Here is a 16,129-nt window from a genome sequence, read left to right on the forward strand (position 1 = left end):
GCGGGCGCGGCGGCGGCGGGTTTGGCGGCGGGTGCAGCTTCCTGCGCGGCAACTGGCATCGCAAGGCCAGCCATGATCATCAGATAGGTCAAAAATCGGGTCATCTTACGTCCTCCTCCGAGTTTTTTTTATTTCGGCCGAAATCAGTTCGGCGCGACGACGATGCCCCAGGGCTGCTGGCCCACGGGGATCGATTTCAACACCACTTCCTTGTCGACATCGATTACCGAGACGTCGTTGGAATTGCCGTTGGTGGTGTAAAGGAACTTGCTGTCGGGCGTGAAGGCCATCTGCCAGACGCGCTGACCGACCAGCAGGTAATTCGTCACCTCAAGGCTTTCGCCATCAATCACCGCAACGCGGTTCGCAGGCCCCAGCGCGACAAAGATTTTTTTGCCGTCCTGCGTCACGCGCACGCCCACGGGCTGGATCGCCTCGGGCAGCACGCCGGGAATTTCAAAGGTGATCTTCTTGATGATTTCCTGGGTCGCCGGATCGATGACGCTGACCGAGCCGCCAATTTCGGCCGAAACAAACAAATGTTTGCCATCCGGGCTGAACTCGGCAAAGCGGGGGCGGCTGTCGACCAGGACGTTGGCGGTAATCTCAAAGGTCTGGGAATCGATGAAATGCGCCATATTGGTCGTTTCCGAGGTGTTGATGACCGTCTTGCCATCCGGGCTGACGCCCATTCCCTCGGGTTCGACGCCAACCGGGATTTCGGCCAGCACCTGATGGGTCTTGGTATCAACAACCGTGACCAGGTTGTCGTCTTCATTGGCGATGTAAAGCGGGTTGCCCGAAGGATGCAGCACGAACAGTTCGGGGTCCGGCCCCGAGGGAAGGCTGTGCATTTCCTCCATGGTCTCGGGGTTGAACACGCGCACCAGATCATCATCGGAGACGCAAACATACAGCTCTTTGCCATCGGGGCTGATGGTGATGCCACGCGGGCGGGCGCCGACGGGGTAATGACCGATCACCTCAAGGGTTTCGCTGTCAATCACCGTGACATCATTGCCCTTTTCATTCGAGACAAAGATACGGTTCGCCAAGGCCGGCGTCGCAGCCAAGCACATCAGCAGCGCGACAGAGGTCTTTAAACTAGCTTTCATGGGTCCTCTCAGAATTTACATTCGGTTTCGGGCCGGTCGATACCCAGCGTATCTAGCGCCGAGCTTTGATGCAGATATTGGTCCTGCGGGCTGACGCTGGTCACCAGATCCGATGTGCCCAGCAAGATCGGCTGGCGCAGCTGGTGGTCCCAGTCGCGCAGGGTCAGCTTTTGCCCCTTGAAGCCCGCCACCTCGAATTTCTCGCTAAGCATAAACGCCTGCAATTCGTCGGCATCGCCGGTTTTTCCACGGGTCGCCGCCTCGCCGATCAGGCGCAACGCCAGCCAGCTTTGATAATCCTCATCGCGCATGTTGCGGTTTGCCAGCTTTTCAAAGCGGTTCTGGAACTGGGTCCCGCCCCATGCTTCGGAAGCCGCATGCCAGCTGCTGGGCACCAAACCGGCCGAGCCCGCGACAAGACGTGCATCCCAAGTCTGATAGGGCAGATAAAGCGCGAAAATCCCGGCCTCGTCAGCCGTGACCAGCATGTCGTATTTCGGCGCGCTTTGGGTAAAGACGGGCATTTGCTGCTGGATCTGGACGTAGCCGCTATCGGTGCGCCGAGAGCCGCCCGTATCCTCATAGACGCGTTCTTCGACAATCTTGGCGCCAAACTTCGTCGCCGAGCGACGATAGGCGGCGGCCAGATCTTCATCCTCGGGGTGGCTACCCTTGATCAAAAGCCAATTGGGCCATTTTTTCCACATCAGGAACTGGGCCAACGCATCGGCCATCATGGCATGGCTGGGCGCAACGTGAATGGTATTGGCGCGGCAATCTTTGCCCCGCAGGTTATCGCCCTGCGCGCGCGCATTCAGGATCATCGCCCGCGCGCCTGCCTGATCGGACAGCGCCAAAGTCGTCGGATCATCGGCCAGCACCACGACAAAGCGGATGCCCTGCTCCAGGATCTTGTCCAGTTCGGCCGCAGCCGTTTCCGGGGTCGCGGTGATTTCGATCGCTTCGAAATCCTGACCCATGAAGCGTCCGGTCGTGTCGTTATCCTCGATCGCAAGCCGCGCGCCCGCAAAGCCCAGATCTTCGGGCTCAAGGCTAAGGCGCGAAATCGGCGGCAGGCTGGGTTTATCAACGCGCAGCACTGCGGCGCGGATCAACGTCATCTCTTTGGCGGGCTTGGCCCCCACTTTAGGCGCCGCGGCTGCAGGCGTATCCGAGCTGGCTTGCTGCGCCCAGACCGGGCCCGCGGCCAGCAGCCCGGCGAATATCAACGCAAGTCTTGCTGTCATTTTTTCCTCCCCCACGGGTATCATGGCTGGTGAATCGCCTGACGCATAGCCCTGAATAAACCACGGATATTGCGTGTATTTTTACCTAAAACTTTTGTTTGATGAGACAAAAGCATGATAGACGGCGCCGCTGCCGCGCCGCATCTTGCGAAAATGCATATGGCACGGCCTTCTTCTATCGATCTGCGACGCGTCGACGGCGGCCAAGGTGCCATATCTGACAGCAGGAGCTGTCGCGCGGTGTATTTATGCCCCGCAGGCCCGCCTCAAACCCTATACCGATAACAGCCAACCAACCATCCGGGAGGAGTATCCGAATGCGCTTTTTCGCTTTCGCTGTCGCCGGGGCCGTCGCCCTTGCCTCTACTGCAGCCATGGCCCACGGCCCCGTCCGCCTCAAGTTAGAGCTTGAAAAGACCGTCAACGCGAGCCCCGACGACGTATGGGCCGCAATTGGAAAGTTCGAGGATATGAGCTGGCATCCCGCCGTCGCCAGCACCGAAATCATTGGGGATGGCTCGGTCGATCAACCGGAAAAATCCCAGCGCGTGCTGCATCTCAAGGCGGAATCGGGTGATCCGACCATCACCGAGATCTTGTCGAAATGGCAGCCCGAGAAACATTGCTATGCCTATCGCATCGAAAAGGTCGATCCTGCGGTCCTGCCCGTCACGAATTACGGCGCAACTCTGTGCGTCAAGGATGCGGGGGGCAAGGCCAATATCGTGTGGAAGGGCGGCTTTTATCGCGGCGACCCCAACGGCCAGCCGCCGGCCAATATGAATGATGATGCGGCCATTGCAGGTGTCACCGCGATCTACGAAGCCGGGCTGAACGCCTTGGTCGAAAAATTCGGCGCGGCGCCGTAAGATGACGCGACGGGCAAGCAGGTTTGGTTTGCTATTGGTCGCGCTGGCGCCCTTGGCGCCCCTGCCCGCCCTGGCCGCGGATCTTGCCTTTGTGACCTCTCAGAACGCCGAGATGGTTACGGTCGTCGATCTGGAGGCAGGCAAGATTTTAGCCCAGACCCCGGTTGCGGGGGCACCTGCCCCCGTGGCCTATGAACCGGCCCGCCAGCGCGCCTATGTGATCTCTGCCAAAAGCGGGCAGCTCACTGTGATGAACGAAGCAGGTGGTCTGCTTGCCACGCGCGAATTGGGCGAAGGTGCCTTCGGCATTGCTACCGCACCCGATCACGCCATCTTTGTCAGCGACTGGTACAACCACCGCCTGACACGGCTTGACCCCGACCTGAACCCTGAATGGACCGCCCAGACAGGGGCCGCGCCCGCCGGGGTTGCGCTAAGTCCTGACGGCGCCTTTGTGGTCAGCGCCGATCGCGACGATGATCAGATCTCGATCTTTGATGCGACGACCGGGCAGCTTCGCCACCGAACCAAGGTCGGGCGCCATCCCTATGCGGTCGCGATTTTCAACGCCAGGATCTGGACCACAGATGTTCAGTCAGACACGGTAACAGTTGTCGATCCCGTTTCGGGCAATGTCAGCGGCGTGCTGAAAACCGGTAGTCACCCATACGGTATCGCCTTTGCGGGCGGCAAAGGCTTTGTCACCAACCAATATGCGGGAACGGTCACCGTCTTTGACCCCGAAAATCTGGCCATTCTAGCGTCGCTGGAAACCGGGGATTACCCCGAAGGCATCGCCGCCCTGCCCGATGACAGCGGCGTGGTCGTGGTCCATTGGGAAAGCAATACGATGCTCTGTCTTGATGCCCGGACCCTGAAGCCCCGATGGGAGATCACCCTGCCCGATGGGCCGCGCGCCTTTGGTTTGTTCACGGGACGTCAGGGCTGACCGGTTCCAACTTTTGCCCCAATGCCTGCCATTCATCGGTTCCGCCGGGAAACCAGCGAATATCACGATAGCCAAGCGCCACCGCGCGTTTGCCAGCATTCCAGCTCATCCAGCAATCTGCGCGGCAAAACATCACCATTGGCGCGTCCTTGTTGCCGTGGCTGGCCTGTGCCAGCCCCTCGGCCAATCTGGCCTCTTCGGCGGGGCTGAGGGATTGATAGCCCGTGTCGTAAAGCCACAGCGCGCCGGGAATTGTCAGGTGAGGTGTCGGATGCCAGATCGTGCCCGCAGGCAATCCATCAGGCTTTTTCTGTCCGGGATAGACATCGATAAAGGCGACGCCCTGTTGATGCAGGGTCAAGGCCTCGGCCGGGGTGATCACCGTAGCGCCGGTCAGATCGGCGGGAACCTCGGCCGCATAGGGTGGGCCGCGAAACCCCTGGGGTTGGGGGACGTCGGCACAAGCAATCGTTGTGCTCAGGGCCGCCAATGCTGCAAGAACCTGCGTGGCGACCCGGATGTTCATGGCTTAAGCGCCTTGCCGTAATCATCGACCAAGGGCACGCCAGCCTCGTGTAAAATCGCGTCGATCTCGGCCTGATTTCGACGGATCAGATTGTTCAGCTCGCGCTTCCATTCCTGCTCTCCGGCGCGCACACCCATCGTGATGCGGAAGAAAAGCTTGGGGTTCGAGGTCTCTTTCAACAGCGGCACGAACTGCAGATCCGGGTCGTTCTTGACCAAGGGACCGGCCAGAGGCCCCCAGGCGACAGCCGCAGCCAATTCGCCGGATTTCACCTGCGCCAGCATATCACCAATCGGATCACGCACCCGCCGATCGACGAACAGATCAAAGCCGTGCATATCCTTGGCCAGCCCCGCGCGCGCCAGATGCGACGCCGGAGGCGTGCCTGCCACAACGCCAATCGGCTGACCCTGCAGGGCCGGATCGGTCAGTTGATCCACCTTGGCCAAAGGGCTGTCCTTGCGGGTAACGATGCCATAGACCGAGGTATAGTAATGGTTCGTATTCTGAACCATTTCATCGCCTTGCGCATAGCCGATCACGACATCGCACAGGCCCGGTTTCAGTGTTTTCGTGATAAAACCCATACCTTGTGGAAACCAGGTATAGGCCACCGGCATATTCAGCTTTTCTGCGAAAAGCGTTGCCAGCTTGTTTTCAAACCCCGTTCCATCCTGCGACGACATCGGCGCGGCAGCCGGGTCGGCACAGACGCGAAAGTGGGTATGAGAGCGCAAATCTGCGACCTGTGCCGCGGCGGGCATGGCAGCCCCCACGGCACAGAACATCACAAAAGATGCGAGGATCCGCCGCATCAGCCGTTCATGCAGGAATCTTCCTGCGCGGTGAACTCGGGGGTTTTCTCAGCCTTTTTGGCCGGGCGGCCGCGCGGCACGGATTCGGTCCCACGTGCGACCAGATAGGTGTAGATATCGTCGATGTAGCACCAGGCGTTCTTGTTGGTGCCGAATGCCGGCATCACAAGCGATCCCTCTTGTTTGCCCGAAGCGGCAATCTCTTGGAATTCGTAATAATCCAGGCGCAGTACCGATTTTTTCAGCGCCGGCGCATAGGTCGACCCCTCACCGTCGGGACCGTGGCAGACGTGGCATTCTGCCGAATAGCGACGATAGCCTGAGAAGGTGGCGTAATCGACGGTGCCATCGGCTTCGACCTTATAGGTCGGAATGTCGTCTTCGGTGTACCAGCGGCCGTTTTCCAACTTGGCTGCTACTGTGCTTTGACCATTTGGCAAGGTCGTCGCGCCTTTTTCAATCGCGACCTCCTGATCGGCGGTCTGGCTGGCTGCGGCATCGTCCCCGGCCGGAGCGGCAGTCTGCGCGAATGCTGCAGTGCCCAAAGTCAAACCGAGTGCGAATACGCTAGCGGTCGCGAATGTCCTCATTGTTTCTTTTCCTCCCTAGTCACATGAAATGACCGTCCCAAGGTTAGACCTGGGACGGCCGATGCATAGCTTTCAGTTCGCTTTCCCGAACTAAAGGATGAGGCGATTTTCCTGTATTAAGGGAAAAATCAGCCCGGTGCGCCCGGCAGTTCGAACACGGTCAGCTGACCGCCAAGTTCGGTGTACTGCGACAGCGAGGCATAACCGCCCACTGCACCCAAGCCCTCGTTGGGGTTGGTCAGACCTGCTGCAAGACCGATACCGGCCCAGCCGCCAACACCCGACAGAATGCCGATGTATTGCTTGCCCTTGTGCTCGTAGGTCATGACGTTGCCGATGATGCCCGACGGGGTTTTGAACTTGTAAAGTTCTTTGCCGGTTTCAGCATCGATCGCCTTCAGGTAGCCCTCAAGCGTGCCGTAGAAGACAACGTCGCCAGCCGTGGCAAGAGCGCCCGACCAAACCGAGAACTGCTCGGGCAGCGACCACTTGATCTCGCCCTTGACGTTGTCCCAAGCGATGAAGTTACCCATGCCGCCATGGCTGTTGGGCGCGGGGAACATCGAGAGCGTCGCACCGACATAGGGCTGACCGGCGGTATAAGCCACGCGGAAGGGCTCGTAGTCCATGCAAACGTGGTTGGTCGGCACGTAGAAGGTGTTGGTCTTGGGCGAGAAGGCAGCAGGCTGTTGGTCTTTCGAGCCAAGAGCTGCGGGGCAGATGCCCGTCGTGTTCTCGTCTTCGCCGTTTTGCGCGGTCGAGTATTCTGCAACCACCTGCGGGCGGCCGTACTGATCCGAAGCCGGGTCCATATTGACTTCGGTGGCCCAGTTCACGGCCGGGTCGAACTTCTTGGCGACCAGCAGCTCGCCGTTTTCGCGATCCAGCGTATAGCCGAAACCGTTACGGTCGAAGTGGGTCAGAAGCTTGCGATCCTTGCCGTCGATCTGCTGGTTGGTCAGGATCATCTCGTTGACGCCGTCAAAGTCCCATTCGTCATGGGGCGTCATCTGATAGAACCATTTCGCCATGCCGGTGTCGGCATCACGCGCCATGATGGTCATCGACCATTTGTTGTCGCCCGGACGCTGCGACGGGTTCCAGGTCGAGGGGTTGCCCGTACCGTAATAGAACAGGTTCAGATCCGGATCATACGAGAACCAGCCCCAGGTGGTGCCGCCGCCGATTTTCCACTGATCGCCTTCCCAGCTTTTCAGCGAGCTGTCAGCACCGATCGGCTTACCCAGCGAGGTGGTTTTTTCCGGATCGACCAGCATTTCGGCATCCGGGCCCGTCGAATAGGCTTTCCACAGCTCTTTGCCGTCTTTCAGGCTATAGGCGGTCACGCGGCCGCGAACGCCGTATTCACCGCCCGAAACGCCGACGATGACCTTGTCTTTGACCGGCAGCATGGTGGTGGTGTTGGTCTCGCCAATGGCGGGATCGCCCGTCTTGACCGACCACTTCACTTCGCCGGTTTTCGCGTCAAGCGCGGTCAGCGTGGTGTCGGCCTGGTGGGTCAGGATCATGCCATCGGCATAGGTCACGCCGCGGTAAACCGTGTCACAGCACATGACTGCAATCACGTTCGGATCCTGCTGGGGCTCATAGCGCCACAGGATCTTACCATCGGCATTCAGGTCCAGCGCGATGATGTTGTTCGGGAACGGCGTGTGGATATACATGATATCGTCGATCACCAGCGGCGAGCCTTCATGGCCGCGCAGCACCCCGGTCGAGAAGGTCCATGCAACGCGCAGGTCCTTGACGTTATCCTTGGTGATCTGGTCCAGCGTCGAGTAGCGCGTATTCGCGTAATCGCCAGTCTGAATCGCCCATTGTCCAGGTTTGGCGATTTCGCTCATCACGCTGTCGTTTGCGACAGCTGCAGTCCCGGTCATCAGCAAAGCGACCGTCGCACCTTTGAGTAGTGTTTTCATAACTTCCTCCCTCAGTCGGACTGCTCGGCGACAGACCGGACCATCAACTCATTGAGAGGATTGGGGTAGTGATAGATTCCGTCAATGTTACGCAGGCCCTTGCCAGCCGAAAGTATTAGGTGATTTCGGCAAAACCGGCGTGAACATCCCCCCGGATTGCCCGAGGGGATGCAATTAACCAAAGTTTATCCCAGACGTTCCGCATGCCAGGCCAGGTGGTCGGCCATGAACGTCTGAACGAAATAGTAGCTGTGGTCGTAGCCAGGCTGCATGCGGAACATGCCGGGCTGACGGCGCTGCATCATCGCATGGGCCAAAGCCTCGGGCTTGAGCAGGTCCAGGAACTGGTCCGAGGCGCCCTGATCGATCAGGATTTCACCCGGATAGCCGCGCTCGCGCATCAGCACGGTGGAATCATGGGCCTGCCATTTCGATTCGTCCGCGCCCAGATAGGCCGTGAACTGCTTGCGGCCCCAATCCGACTGGGACGGGTTGGCAATCGGTGCGAAGGCCGAAACCGATTTGTAGGTCTCGGGGAAGGTCATCGCCAGCGTCAGCGCACCATGGCCGCCCATGGAATGGCCGGTAATGCCCTGCGCATCGCGGTCCAGCGGGAAGTTGTTAAAGACCAGCTCGGGCAGCTCGTGCGCGATATAGTGCCACATCTTGAAATGCGGGCTCCAAGGGCTTTCGGTGGCATCGACATAAAAGCCCGCGCCCTGACCCAGATCATAGGCCTCATCATTGGCCACACCCTCGCCGCGCGGCGAGGTGTCGGGGAAGATCAGGGCAATGCCATATTCCGCTGCCCATTCCTGCGCGCCAGCCTTGGTCATCGCATTTTCATGGGTGCAGGTCAGACCCGACAGGTACCACAGAACCGGAACCTTGCCGAACTCGGCCTCCGGGGGCAGGTAGACGGCAAAGGTCATATCCGTGCCGGTGGCCTGGGATTTGTGCTTGTAGACACCCTGCGTGCCGCCAAAGCTGCGGTTCTCGGACAGGGTTTCATAGCTCAGCGTCATGGCTGCTCTCCTTGGGTCAGATCCTGGAACATGACGAATGCATCGACATATCCATGTTTGGGGTGATCGAAGGCCGCGGGCAGCCGGCCTACAATAGAGAAACCGGCTTTCTGCCACAAATGGACGGCATCTGCGTTGCTGGAGACAACGAAATTGAACTGCATCGCGCGAAAGCCCTGATCGCGGGCCCATTGCTTGGCATGTTCGACCAAAGCGCGGGCGATGCCGCGGCCACGCGCAGCAGGCGAGGTCGCAAAGCTGGCATTGGCGACATGAGAGGCCGGGCCAGGCCGGTTGCGCCCGACATGGCTGATGCCCAGCACCTGCCCGTCAGCCTCTGCCACAAATGCGCTAAAGGGGGCGGCAAACCAATCCGCCAAAGCATCCCCGCGCGAGATGTCGCGCGGGATGCAATAGGTTTCACCTGCTCGATAGACCGGCTCGAGGATTGCCCAAATCGCATCCTCATCGGCAGGCACGGCGGGGCGTATGTTCACGCCCCGGCGGTCCATATTCATTTCAGCTCATCCACCGAACGAATGACTTTGCCCAACAGGCCGTAATCCAGCGCCTCTTGGGTGTTCAGCCAGAAATCGCGATGGGTGTCTTTTTCGATCCGCTCGACGCTTTGGCCGGTGGCTTCGGCAAAGATATGGTTCAGGCGGTCGCGCATGATGCGGACCTGCTCGGCCTGGATCATCATATCCGACGAGGTGCCGCCGATCCCGCCCGAGGGCTGGTGGATCAAGAAGCGCGTGTTGGGCAGGCAGAAGCGATTTTCCTTCTTTGCCGCAACAAAGATCAGCGCGCCGGCCGATGCGACCCAACCCGAGCCGATGGTGCGCACGGTCGGACGGATGAATTTGATCACATCATGGATCATATCCCCCGATTCGACATGCCCGCCGGGCGAGCTGATCAGCATATTGATCGGCTTGTCGCTGTCTTCGGCCAAAGCCAGCAGATGGGCCACAGTGCGCTGTGCCAGCTTGTCATTGATCTGGCCCGCAACGATCACCGTGCGCGATTTGAAGTAAAGCTTGCCGATCTTGTCACCCTCGGGCAGGCCCAACCCCTCATCCTTGGGCGCATCTTCACGACGCTCGTCGTCGTCATCATCGTCGTCATCGTCCAGAATGAAATGCTTTGCCATGATCGGTCCTTTCATGTTGACGGCGGGAGCGGTTCCCCGTCCCCGCCGTCTTTTACCTAAGCAGTGCTTACGGATCAGTAAACCACCACCGCACGGATCGATTCACCCTTATGCATCAGATCGAAGCCTTCGTTGATCTGATCCAGCGTCAGGATGTGCGTGATCATCGGATCGATCTCGATCTTGCCGTCCATGTACCAATCAACAAAGGTCGGCACATCGGTACGACCGCGTGCGCCACCAAAGGCCGAACCTTTCCAGACGCGGCCGGTGACCAGCTGGAACGGACGGGTGCTGATTTCCGCACCTGCCGGTGCCACGCCGATCACGATCGACTGGCCCCAACCACGGTGGGTACATTCAAGCGCATCACGCATGACTTTGACGTTGCCGGTGCAGTCGAACGAATAGTCCGCGCCACCGATCTGGTCGAAGGGGGTCTTGGTCAGGTTGATGATTTCCTGAACCACGTTGTCGACTTTGGTCGGGTTGATGAAATGGGTCATGCCAAAGTGGCGCGCCATTTCTTCTTTGCCGTCGTTCAGGTCAACGCCGATGATCATGTCAGCGCCAGCCATTTTCAGGCCCTGAAGCACGTTCAGACCGATGCCGCCCAGGCCGAACACAACGGCTTTGGCACCGATTTCGACTTTGGCGGTCTTGATCACGGCACCGATGCCGGTGGTCACGCCACAGCCGATGTAGCAGATCTTCTCGAAGGGCGCGTCTTCACGGACTTTCGCCACGGCGATTTCCGGCAGGACGGTGTGGTTCGCGAAGGTCGAGCAGCCCATGTAGTGATAGATCGGGGTGCCATCCAGCATCGAGAAGCGCGTGGTGCCATCCGGCATCAGGCCCTGACCCTGGGTCGAGCGGATCGAGGTGCAGAGGTTGGTTTTCTGCGACAAGCAGGACGGGCACTCGCGGCACTCGGGGGTGTAAAGCGGGATAACGTGATCGCCGACTTTCAGCGTGGTGACGCCTTCGCCGACTTCGATGACGACGCCTGCGCCTTCATGGCCGAGGATGCAGGGGAAGATGCCTTCCGGGTCGGCGCCCGAACGGGTGAAATCGTCGGTGTGGCAAAGGCCAGTCGCCTTGATCTCGATGAGGACTTCGCCCTTCTTCGGGCCTTCGAGATTGACCTCCATGACCTCCAGGGGCTGGCCGGGTGCAAGGGCGACAGCTGCGCGTGTTCTCATTTTTGGCTCTCCTTGATTTGGCGGGCCAATAAGCCAGCCGGTTCGTCATGGTCTGATAGCGGTGGGGGCCAGTTTCCTGGCCCCCCTATGTCTAGTCTAAGTGATCTATGCTCAGGCAGGAAGGGCGCCTGATTTCTTCGCGATATGGGTCGCGATCGCGTCCATCAGCGGCGGGGAAAGCGCGTCATAGGGCTCAAGGCCCAGCTCTTTCAGGCGCGCACGGATGGCATCCATACGGCTTGGCTCGACGCCCGATTCAATGATCGAGCTGACGAAAGCTGCGAATTCAGGTGCAGCCCAGCCATCGGTGTCCGACAGTTCGGTGTGAACGAAATCAAGACCATAGAACGGGTGTTCTTTGTTCTCGATGCGGCCATACATGTGCACGCCGCAATCTTTGCACTTGTGACGCTGGATCGGTGCGTCTTTGTTCACGATCTCCAGCTTGTCGGCACCCGAGACGACTTCGATCGCGTCACGGCCAACAACCGCAACCTGCGAGAAGATCGCGCCTTCCGGCTTCCAGCATTTGGTGCAGCCACAAACGTGGTTATGCGCCGTCTGCGAGGCAACCTTCACACGCACCGGATTCGATGCGCATTTGCAGTGCAGCTCACCACCTGCAAAGCCGGGCTTGGACGGCTTGATGCCGTTATCGACTGCGGGGTGAATTTTCACGCCAGAAGTATCAACCATGGTCCATCCTCCGATAGGACTAAATCTATGTGCAAAATCGCGCTTGCAGGGCAGCAGGCGCAAGTCAGAGAAAGGTTGTACCCTGCCCCACCCTTATGCCACACGGCGCAGAAATTCGCGGGTGCGCGGATCATGTGGCGCGTCAAAGACCTGACTGGGCGGGCCTTGTTCGACAATACGGCCCCCCTCCATAAAGATAATGCGATCCGCGATTTCGCGCGCGAATTGCATTTCATGGGTCACGATCAGCATGGTTTGCCTGCCATCCGCGATCTGACGGATCAACGCCAGCACCTCGCCCACCCATTCCGGGTCCAGTGCCGAGGTCGGCTCGTCAAACAGCATCAGATCGGATTCCATCGCCATCGCGCGCCCGATGCCAACGCGTTGCTGTTGCCCACCCGACAGCGCTGCCGGATAGCTGCCGGCCTTATCGGCCAGCCCGATGCGCCCCAAGATCTGATCGGCGCGGGAATTAGCCTCGGTCACAGACAGGCCGCGCACACCGACCAAGCCTTCGGTGATATTCTGGCGCGCCGTCTTGTTGGCAAAAAGCGCATAGTTTTGAAAGACAAAGCTGGTACGGCGGCGCAGGGCCAGGATCTGACTGCGACTGGCATGGGCCGCATCAACCGTCAGATCCCCGATGCGGATCACCCCTTTCTCGGGCCGGTCAAGAAAGTTCAGGCAGCGCAGCAGGGTCGACTTTCCCGTCCCCGAAGGGCCGATCACCGCCACCCTTTCACCGGGGCGCAACTCCAGATCGATCCCGTTCAAAACGGTCAACCCGCCAAAGCTTTTGCTAAGGCCCTTTACCGAAATGGCGTGATCCGAACTCATCGCACAAAGGCCTTTTGCATGCGCCTTTCTAGCCGGCGCTGAAGGAAGGAAAGAACCTCGACGATCGCCCAATAGATCAATGCGACGACCAAAAACGCCTCGAGATACATGAAGCTGCCCGCCGCCTCTTTCTGGGCAGCCCCCATCATCTCGGTGACGCCAAGCGTGAAGGCCAAAGAGGTCGATTTGATCAGGTCGATAAAGTAATTCAGCAGCGTTGGCGCCGCGATCCGCGCGGCCTGCGGCAAAATAATGCGCCGCAGCATGCGCGATCGCGTCATGCCAAGTGATTCCGCGGCCTCCCATTGGCTGCGATCGACCCCCAAAATCGCGCCACGGATCGATTCCGCCATATAGGCCGAAAAATGCAGCATCAGCCCAAAGATCGCCGCCTGCATCCCTGTCACGGATTTCAGGCTAGAGATCAGCTGTGGACCGCCGAAATAGAACAAAAACAGCTGAACCAGCAGCGGCGTGCCCCGGAAAAAGCTGATATAAAGCGCAACCAGCCAATCCAGAACGGGCAAGTGCAACACCCGCACCGTCGCCATGACCGCCGCAATCACCAGCGCGCCGATCATGGCAATCACCGCCATGAACAGCGTCAGCGGAACATAGCTCAAGATTACCGGGGCAATCTCGAGCATATAGGCGGTATCAAGGCCCTTCATGCTACTGGGCAGCCTGATCCAAAGGTTTGGTCACGTCCTGATCCAGCCACTTTTGCGAGATTTCGGCAAGCTTGCCATTTTCCTTCAGCGTGGTGATGGCGGCATCAACGCGGTCGCGCATGGCGCGGCCAGCCTCATCCTTGCGGAAGGGCAGCGCATTCTGGATCTCGTCGAACGGCGCGCCTGCCTGTTCCAAAGGAAGCGGGCTTTTGGCGATGACTTGAGCGGTCGAAACACGGTCCATGACAAAGGCATCGGCGCGACCAACCGCAACATCTTGTTCAAAATTGGTCTCGTAGGTCTTTATGTTGATGTCTTTGGCGTTTGGCAGCCGTTTAAGCAGCTCTTCAAAATTCGAGCCAAGATTGACGGCAACGGTCTTGCCCGACAGGTCTTCGGTGCTTTTGATGCCCTTGGGATTGCCCTTTTGCACCACGATCTGCGCGCCGTCATAGACATAGGGCTGCGTGAAATCGAACTTTTGGGTGCGTTCAGGGGTAATGGTGATCTGATTGGCCACCGTATCGATGCGCCCCGAATCCAGAGCGCCGATCAGGCCTGAAAACGACATGGTGACGAATTCAACCTTGTCGCCGGTCAGCTCTCCGACAGCGTTCATCAGATCGACCTCGAAGCCTTGCAGCTTGTCAGCGCGCACGAAGGTAAAGGGGAAATAGCCGCCTGACATGCCAACGCGAATGGTCTCGGCCAAGCTTGGCGAGACCGCTAAAAGCGAAAGAGCAAGGGCAGAGACCAGAGTGCGAAACATCATTCTCTCCTCTAGGGGCGAGAGGGGGCGGAGCGGCCATGCAGCGGCAACCGTCCTCGGGCCAACTTGACCCATTGATAACAGCCCCGCCTGCAAGAATGTTCCGCCGGGGGCGGAAATTCGGCACGATTTCTTGGATTTGGCGGGAAACGCCCTAGATCTCGGGGCGCGTGATCAGGAAAAGCGCAATGGCAAGGCAGATACAGACCTGCGCACCGATCAGCATCGCGGGCACGCCCAAAAAGACCGACCAGCCGACACCGCAGGCCATTGCCAGCGTTGCCCAGAACTTGGCCGGGCGCTTGACCACACCCCGTTCCTGCCATGCGCGGATCGGTGGGCCAAAGGTTGGATGGTGCAAGATCTTGTCGCGCAAATGATGCGACGAACGCGAGAATGCCCAGACCGCCACCAGCAGGAAAGGCACCGTCGGAACCACCGGCAAGATCGCCCCCACGCCGCCCAGCAGCAGGGCAAACCAGCCTATGAACAGCCAGATCAGGCGCATCTTAAGCCGCAAGCTCTCGTAGAATGCCATTCAGGACCGGGCGGCCCTGATCCGTGGCGCGAATGCGCCCGTCCTGCTGGGTGATAAGGCCCAATTGCGACAAATCCACGATCTTATCCTGTGGAAGCCGCGCCTGAGACAGATTTTCATAGCGCGCCACATCCATCCCCTCGGAAAGGCGCATCGACATCAGCAGGTATTCCAGCGCGCGATCCTCGTCGGTCAGCCGATCGCGCAGGCTTTCACCGCTGCCCTGCCCCTCAAGCGCGGCAAGCCATGCGCCGGGGGCGCGATGGGCCTCGGTGGCAAAGCGGGTCTGGCCCAGGGTCAAGCGGCCATGCGCGCCCGGCCCGACCGCTGCCCAATCGCCTTGGCGCCAATAGATCAAATTGTGCAAACTTTCTGATCCGGCGCGGGCATGGTTGGAAACCTCATAGGCAGGCATTCCGGCCTGTGCCAAAATATCCTGAGTTTCCAGATACATATCTGCTGACAGATCATCATCTGGCAGACCCTTCAGCCCGCCTTTGGCATGGCGCGCGCCAAAGGCAGTGCCCGGCTCGATCGTCAGCTGATAAAGCGAGAGGTGGTCCACCGCCATTGCCAAAGCCTGTTTCAGCTCGGCACGCCAATCGGCGCGGGTTTGATCCTGACGCGCATAGATCAGATCAAAGCTGACGCGATCAAATGCGCTGCGGGCAATGTCGAAAGCCGCCTGTGCCTCGGTCACGGAATGCATCCGACCCAGCTTGTGCAGATCGGCATCGTTCAGCGCCTGCACCCCCATCGAAACGCGATTGACGCCGGCTTGGGCATAGGCGCGAAACCGCCCCATCTCGACCGAGGTGGGATTGGCTTCAAGGGTGATCTCGATGTCATTGGCAAAGGGCCAATGGGCGCGGGCCGCATCGATCACGGCAGCCACGGTTTCGGGTGCCATCAGCGAGGGCGTGCCGCCCCCGAAAAAGATCGAGTTCAGCACCCGCCCCGAAGTTTCGCGCGCCAGATTTGCCAGCTCGACCTCATAGGCGCGCGCCCAACGCATCTGATCGATGCTGGCCGAGACATGGCTGTTGAAATCGCAGTAAGGGCATTTCGACGCGCAAAATGGCCAATGCACATAAAGCGCAAATCCACCTGCGCGCCAGTCATCGGCGGCAGGATCGGCTGTGATCTGGATCTGCGACATGGGCTTTATTGTGTCTCTTTCTGCG

General features: G+C 59.4%; 18 protein-coding genes. 2 read left to right on the forward strand and 16 right to left on the reverse strand.

All coding sequences use genetic code 11. The features are described from left to right. Positions 1 to 143 precede the first annotated feature (143 nt). Both RTS12_RS00005 and RTS12_RS00010 read right to left on the reverse strand, forming a co-directional pair. On the reverse strand, positions 144 to 1,115 hold the full coding sequence (locus RTS12_RS00005) for a YVTN family beta-propeller repeat protein (RefSeq protein ID WP_312524554.1): 972 nt from the start codon (positions 1,113 to 1,115) through the stop codon (positions 144 to 146). Between the two features lie 8 nt (positions 1,116 to 1,123). Next, entirely contained in the window at positions 1,124 to 2,362 is a 1,239-nt protein-coding gene (locus RTS12_RS00010) for an ABC transporter substrate-binding protein (protein WP_409455645.1), read from the reverse strand. A gap of 317 nt (positions 2,363 to 2,679) precedes the next feature. On the opposite strand from RTS12_RS00010, the gene RTS12_RS00015 reads away from it, so the two are divergent. Together RTS12_RS00015 and RTS12_RS00020 are read left to right on the forward strand one after the other, a co-directional pair. Then, a complete protein-coding gene (locus RTS12_RS00015) occupies positions 2,680 to 3,231 on the forward strand; it encodes an SRPBCC family protein (protein WP_312524555.1) in 552 nt (183 codons plus the stop codon). Position 3,232: 1 nt separating this feature from the next. Continuing rightward, positions 3,233 to 4,180 (forward strand): YncE family protein, encoded by a 948-nt coding sequence (locus RTS12_RS00020; RefSeq protein WP_312524556.1) that lies wholly within the window; start codon positions 3,233 to 3,235, stop codon positions 4,178 to 4,180. On the opposite strand, the gene RTS12_RS00025 is transcribed toward RTS12_RS00020, so the two are convergent. The 14 genes from RTS12_RS00025 to hemW form a co-directional block, all read right to left on the reverse strand. After that, positions 4,161 to 4,706 carry a PQQ-dependent catabolism-associated CXXCW motif protein gene (locus RTS12_RS00025; RefSeq protein ID WP_312524557.1) on the reverse strand — a complete coding sequence of 182 codons (546 nt, stop codon included), beginning with the start codon at positions 4,704 to 4,706 and terminating at the stop codon, positions 4,161 to 4,163. The two genes, RTS12_RS00020 and RTS12_RS00025, sit on opposite strands and share 20 nt — an antisense overlap. Further along, positions 4,703 to 5,521 carry a substrate-binding domain-containing protein gene (locus RTS12_RS00030; protein WP_312524558.1) on the reverse strand — a complete coding sequence of 273 codons (819 nt, stop codon included), beginning with the start codon at positions 5,519 to 5,521 and terminating at the stop codon, positions 4,703 to 4,705. Before RTS12_RS00030 ends, RTS12_RS00025 begins: the two co-directional genes overlap by 4 nt. After that, on the reverse strand, positions 5,521 to 6,111 hold the full coding sequence (locus RTS12_RS00035; protein WP_312524559.1) for a c-type cytochrome, methanol metabolism-related: 591 nt from the start codon (positions 6,109 to 6,111) through the stop codon (positions 5,521 to 5,523). The genes RTS12_RS00030 and RTS12_RS00035 overlap by 1 nt, the downstream gene beginning before the upstream one ends. Before the next feature lie 128 nt (positions 6,112 to 6,239). After that, positions 6,240 to 8,051 carry a methanol/ethanol family PQQ-dependent dehydrogenase gene (locus RTS12_RS00040; protein WP_312524560.1) on the reverse strand — a complete coding sequence of 604 codons (1,812 nt, stop codon included), beginning with the start codon at positions 8,049 to 8,051 and terminating at the stop codon, positions 6,240 to 6,242. Between the two features lie 185 nt (positions 8,052 to 8,236). Further along, on the reverse strand, positions 8,237 to 9,076 hold the full coding sequence (gene fghA, locus RTS12_RS00045; RefSeq protein WP_312524561.1) for an S-formylglutathione hydrolase: 840 nt from the start codon (positions 9,074 to 9,076) through the stop codon (positions 8,237 to 8,239). Further along, positions 9,073 to 9,594: an N-acetyltransferase gene (locus RTS12_RS00050; RefSeq protein ID WP_312524562.1), complete on the reverse strand. Its 522-nt coding sequence runs from the start codon at positions 9,592 to 9,594 to the stop codon at positions 9,073 to 9,075. The genes fghA and RTS12_RS00050 overlap by 4 nt, the downstream gene beginning before the upstream one ends. Beyond that, positions 9,591 to 10,229, reverse strand: coding sequence for an ATP-dependent Clp protease proteolytic subunit (locus tag RTS12_RS00055; RefSeq protein ID WP_312524563.1), 639 nt, complete (start codon positions 10,227 to 10,229; stop codon positions 9,591 to 9,593). Before RTS12_RS00055 ends, RTS12_RS00050 begins: the two co-directional genes overlap by 4 nt. A 74-nt stretch (positions 10,230 to 10,303) precedes the next feature. Then, positions 10,304 to 11,431 (reverse strand): S-(hydroxymethyl)glutathione dehydrogenase/class III alcohol dehydrogenase, encoded by a 1,128-nt coding sequence (locus RTS12_RS00060; RefSeq protein ID WP_312524564.1) that lies wholly within the window; start codon positions 11,429 to 11,431, stop codon positions 10,304 to 10,306. A 111-nt stretch (positions 11,432 to 11,542) separates the two neighbouring features. Then, positions 11,543 to 12,127, reverse strand: coding sequence for an S-(hydroxymethyl)glutathione synthase (gene gfa / locus RTS12_RS00065; protein ID WP_312524565.1), 585 nt, complete (start codon positions 12,125 to 12,127; stop codon positions 11,543 to 11,545). A 93-nt stretch (positions 12,128 to 12,220) separates the two neighbouring features. Further along, positions 12,221 to 12,967, reverse strand: a complete 747-nt coding sequence (locus RTS12_RS00070) for an amino acid ABC transporter ATP-binding protein (protein WP_312524566.1) — start codon at positions 12,965 to 12,967, stop codon at positions 12,221 to 12,223. After that, positions 12,964 to 13,638, reverse strand: a complete 675-nt coding sequence (locus tag RTS12_RS00075) for an amino acid ABC transporter permease (RefSeq protein WP_312524567.1) — start codon at positions 13,636 to 13,638, stop codon at positions 12,964 to 12,966. The genes RTS12_RS00070 and RTS12_RS00075 overlap by 4 nt, the downstream gene beginning before the upstream one ends. 1 nt (position 13,639) lies before the next feature. After that, entirely contained in the window at positions 13,640 to 14,407 is a 768-nt protein-coding gene (locus RTS12_RS00080) for an amino acid ABC transporter substrate-binding protein (RefSeq protein WP_312524568.1), read from the reverse strand. Positions 14,408 to 14,561: 154 nt separating this feature from the next. After that, entirely contained in the window at positions 14,562 to 14,945 is a 384-nt protein-coding gene (locus RTS12_RS00085; protein WP_312524569.1) for a YbaN family protein, read from the reverse strand. Beyond that, positions 14,917 to 16,104 carry a radical SAM family heme chaperone HemW gene (gene hemW, locus RTS12_RS00090; protein ID WP_312524570.1) on the reverse strand — a complete coding sequence of 396 codons (1,188 nt, stop codon included), beginning with the start codon at positions 16,102 to 16,104 and terminating at the stop codon, positions 14,917 to 14,919. Before hemW ends, RTS12_RS00085 begins: the two co-directional genes overlap by 29 nt. Positions 16,105 to 16,129 lie beyond the last annotated feature (25 nt).

The organism is Paracoccus sp. (in: a-proteobacteria) (assembly GCF_032007265.1).
Lineage (GTDB): Bacteria > Pseudomonadota > Alphaproteobacteria > Rhodobacterales > Rhodobacteraceae > Paracoccus.